Consider the following 3,696-nt stretch of genomic DNA (forward strand, 5'->3'; position numbering starts at 1 on the left):
GGGAAGAAGGAATAAAACTGTACTGAGTTTTTTTCAAAAATCAAATATGAGTCCTATAGTAATCCAAATTGAAATGTAAGAATATATAGCAATCCTAAATGAGTTGTGAAATTACTTGTTGAGTCAGGGAACAGATAACAAGGATCTACAAACAAAACTTCGCCAATTTACGACAGATTAACACCAACTGGAACAGGATGAATATCACCAATACCTGTGAGCTTCTGAAAAATTTTAGTCAATAAAATTGGCTCAGCTTTTTTAGGAAGCATTTTTATAGTTTCGTGGACATATTGTTTTTGAAAAATATTTTAACTTAAATCAAATCGCTATTAATTGATAGCAATTTTTGATAATCTTTTGGAGTATCAATATCAATATTGCCTTGGTTAAAAGGAATAGAAAATACTTGATAAAGGTTATTATGAATAACTTTTTTTGCTCCTGAAGCTCCCTGTAACTCAGCAAGTTCTGAAAAAAATCTTTTACTAAACAGAGCAGGTACGCCTAATGTTCCTGCATATTCGCAAGCAATAATAGGTTTTTTTGTTGAATGATATGCATCAACAAGTTGATTAATAATTTGGGGTGAAAGAAATGGTTGGTCGCAAAGTACAATAACTACTGCTTCAATATTTTGCGGAAGATTATCCAAAAATTGAATCCCGCTGTTGATGGAAGCACTCATTCCCAAAGCCCAATCTAAGTTTTCAACGATGCTCACGGGAAGGTGATTGATTTGGGGACGAATCTGTTCTGAATATGCTCCAAGTACGACTACTACAGGGTTACAAATTGAAGCGATCGCCATTTCTGTGATGTATTGTACTAAACTCCGTCCTTGATAAAGCAACAACTGTTTTGGTGTACCCATGCGAGTAGATGCACCCGCAGCCAGAATCATAATGGCTATGGTTGATTTTTCAGTTTCTATTTGCTCAGTGGTAGATTCCATAACAGCTGATTGCGGTTACTTTCATAGTATTGGTGAATTGGTTGATTGTGATGGTTGAGTACTGCTTGAATTTCTGCTGGTGTATCTGCACCGATGTCAATTCCGATTGAATGCCTAGACTTACCAAGCTAGAGGCTTCCCATCGCGGAAGAATCCGCCTGATGGCCCATCTTCAGGAAGCGTTGCTGCCCAGACAATCCCTGCGGCACCTTGTTCAATAGGTCTTCCTCCTGCGCCACCCATCTCGGTTGCAACCCAGCCTGGGCAAACTGCGTTAATGAGAATGCCAGTTTCTCTTAGCTCATCAGCCAGTTTGCGAGTAAGCGCATTGAGCGCTGCTTTCGACACGCCGTAAGCGGGTATGCCACTACTCATGCTTGTCAACGCTCCAGCGCCACTGGAAACATTAACGATCCGTCCGCGTTGGCTTTGGCGTAGTAATGGAATAAATGCCTGACACATGCGCCAAGGACCAAAAGTGTTAGTTTCCAGTGCTGCACGTACCGTATCCAAGTTGGCATCGATCGCCTGCTGCCAAGTATCGTAGAGAATACCAGCATTATTAACAAGGATATCCAATCGTCCAAACTTTTCTTTGACCTCGGTCGCTAGGCGATCGATACTCTGTTGATTAGTCACATCGAGCCAACGAGGTAAAACCTCAAACCCTTCGTTTGCCAATATCTCGGCGGCAGCTTTACCTTTTTCTAGGTCACGCGCTCCTAAAATCACAGTAATATTTTGATGAGCTAGTTGGCGTGTAACTTCCAGTCCGATGCCTCGATTTGCGCCAGTAACGATCGCTAAACTTGGTATTTGCTTCTCTAAGTTCATTTGTATTCCTTAGTTATTGTCATTGGATAGAGCGATCGCGCTTGATTATTAAAGGTTTGGTTCTAGTAAGGAAAAACGACAGAAAATCTTTACTCTGGTTAATTTGCTTGCAACCAGTTAACTACAACGCTTTTAGCAATATCATAACCCAATCGATAAAGCGATAAAGGTTGCGGATATCTTGTTCTGGCAACAATCAACAGCATTGGCGATCGCTGATGAGATTGTTAACAAATCTCTCTTTTTGATGAGGAATTCAATTGCACAGGAAATTAACCTTCTGAAAGGCAATCAGCGTGGAGAATTTCTGCTATGGCTCAAGATATATTCGAGTTACCAGCACCACCAATTAACTCTATCGTCGGGCATTTGGTTGACCTGGGGGAAGATCCGTTAGGCTTTCTCAGCCGTTGTCGTGACTATGGTGATATTGTCCCGTTACGCTTAGGATTAACACCTTCTTGTTTGCTGACTAATCCTGAATATATTGAAGAAGTCCTAAAAAATCGCGAGACTTTTATTAAAAGCCGAGCAGGATAGGGGAGACAAGGGAGCAGGGGAAGAAATGCCCAATGCCCAATAGCAAATGACAAATGACAAATGACCAATGACAAATAAACAAATATTACTAAAAAGCCGCCCGGTAGGGGAACCAAAAGAGAGTGATTTTGCTCTTGTTGAAACCCCTATTCCAGAACCGGGAGAAGGCGAAGTTTGCAACCGTACTATCTACCTGTCTCTTGACCCTTATATGCGTGGTCGCATGAGCGATCGCGAGTCTTATGCTGCACCTGCGGAGTTGGGGTCTGTAATGGTGGGTAGCACTGTTAGCCAAGTGATCAAATCTAACCATCCTAATTTCTCAGTTGGTGATTTTGTGCTTGGTTATGATGGTTGGCAAAGCTACGGTGTAGCCAAAGGTGAAACTTTGCGTAAACTTGACCCTAATCAAGCGCCCATTTCCTATGCTTTGGGTGTTCTGGGTATGCCGGGAATGACTGCATATTGCGCTTTGCTTGATATTGGTCAGCCCAAAGCAGGCGAAACTGTTGTTGTCTCTGCGGCTTCTGGTGCAGTTGGTTCTGTGGTTGGTCAAATTGCCAAAATCAAAGGCTGTCGGGCGGTGGGAGTTGCTGGAAGTGATGCAAAATGCGATTACGTAGTGAAAGAGTTAGGTTTTGATGCTTGTATCAACCGCAAAACTCAAGACTTCCATACTCAATTAAAAGCAGCTTGCCCCAATGGTATCGATGTTTACTATGACAATACTGCTGGCCCAATTTTAGAAGCAGTGTTACAGCAAATCAATCTGGGAACCAGAATCCCATTGGTCGGTTTAATTTCGCAGTACAACGCCGAAAGTGCGCCTCCTGGCCCTAATTTAATGCCAATTTTGGTTAAACGTGCGCTGATCAAAGGTTTTCTTGTTGGTGATTATCAACATCGTCAGCCAGATTTCTTAAGTGATGTTTCTCAGTGGTTGCACTCTGGGAAGCTGAAGTATAAGGAAGATATTGTAGAAGGTCTGGAAAATGCTCCCAAGGCTTTTATTGGTTTGCTACAAGGAGAGAACTTTGGCAAGCTGATTGTTAAGGTTAGCGACGACCCGACAAGACCAGGGAAATGATGAAGTGGCTATGCGTAGGGTGAGCAATGCCAGCCCTTTCAACGCGAACAAATGAACTACTAAATCAAAGGCTGAAATCCGCTCCCAGACTGGGGCAAAAAATGATGCTTCTAAGCTATCGAACTTGATTAGGCGATCGCACATCCAAAATGGTGAATTTATTGCCTCTTGAATCGAGCATTTTTTTGCAGAATTGAGCGTGAGTTTGATTGTGTAAGGATTGAGGGGGCGTGTATTTTTGGCAGAAAATCTAGTACAAATGAACGCGTTGAAAGGGCTG

Annotated in this window: 5 protein-coding genes; 2 read left to right on the forward strand and 3 right to left on the reverse strand. The window is 42.4% G+C overall.

What is annotated here, in order from left to right:
- Positions 1 to 316: 316 nt before the first annotated feature.
- Positions 317 to 955 carry an NTP transferase domain-containing protein gene (locus BV372_RS32045; protein WP_086691150.1) on the reverse strand — a complete coding sequence of 213 codons (639 nt, stop codon included), beginning with the start codon at positions 953 to 955 and terminating at the stop codon, positions 317 to 319.
- A gap of 120 nt (positions 956 to 1,075) precedes the next feature.
- Complete coding sequence (locus BV372_RS32050) at positions 1,076 to 1,789, reverse strand: SDR family oxidoreductase (RefSeq protein ID WP_086691153.1); 714 nt, start codon at positions 1,787 to 1,789, stop codon at positions 1,076 to 1,078.
- Positions 1,790 to 2,101: 312 nt separating this feature from the next.
- Between BV372_RS32050 and BV372_RS32055 the strand changes: the two genes are divergently transcribed.
- Positions 2,102 to 2,329, forward strand: a complete 228-nt coding sequence (locus tag BV372_RS32055) for a cytochrome P450 (protein ID WP_256973582.1) — start codon at positions 2,102 to 2,104, stop codon at positions 2,327 to 2,329.
- A gap of 67 nt (positions 2,330 to 2,396) precedes the next feature.
- Positions 2,397 to 3,416, forward strand: coding sequence for an NADP-dependent oxidoreductase (locus BV372_RS32060; RefSeq protein WP_086691155.1), 1,020 nt, complete (start codon positions 2,397 to 2,399; stop codon positions 3,414 to 3,416).
- Here the strand turns inward: BV372_RS32060 and BV372_RS37260 are convergent.
- On the reverse strand, positions 3,348 to 3,696 hold a 349-nt coding region (locus BV372_RS37260; RefSeq protein ID WP_218776797.1), incomplete at its 5' end, for a hypothetical protein. The two genes, BV372_RS32060 and BV372_RS37260, sit on opposite strands and share 69 nt — an antisense overlap.

Origin of the sequence: Nostoc sp. T09, from assembly GCF_002154695.1 — a bacterium.
Classification (GTDB): domain Bacteria; phylum Cyanobacteriota; class Cyanobacteriia; order Cyanobacteriales; family Nostocaceae; genus Aulosira.

Bases quoted from the DNA above. Each gene is read 5' to 3' on its own strand.
- BV372_RS32045 (WP_086691150.1), bottom strand. From the start codon at position 955: ATGGAATCTACCACTGAGCAAATAGAAACTGAAAAATCAACCATAGCC.
- BV372_RS32060 (WP_086691155.1), top strand. From the start codon at position 2,397: ATGACAAATAAACAAATATTACTAAAAAGCCGCCCGGTAGGGGAACCA.
- BV372_RS32050 (WP_086691153.1), bottom strand. From the start codon at position 1,789: ATGAACTTAGAGAAGCAAATACCAAGTTTAGCGATCGTTACTGGCGCA.
- BV372_RS32055 (WP_256973582.1), top strand. From the start codon at position 2,102: ATGGCTCAAGATATATTCGAGTTACCAGCACCACCAATTAACTCTATC.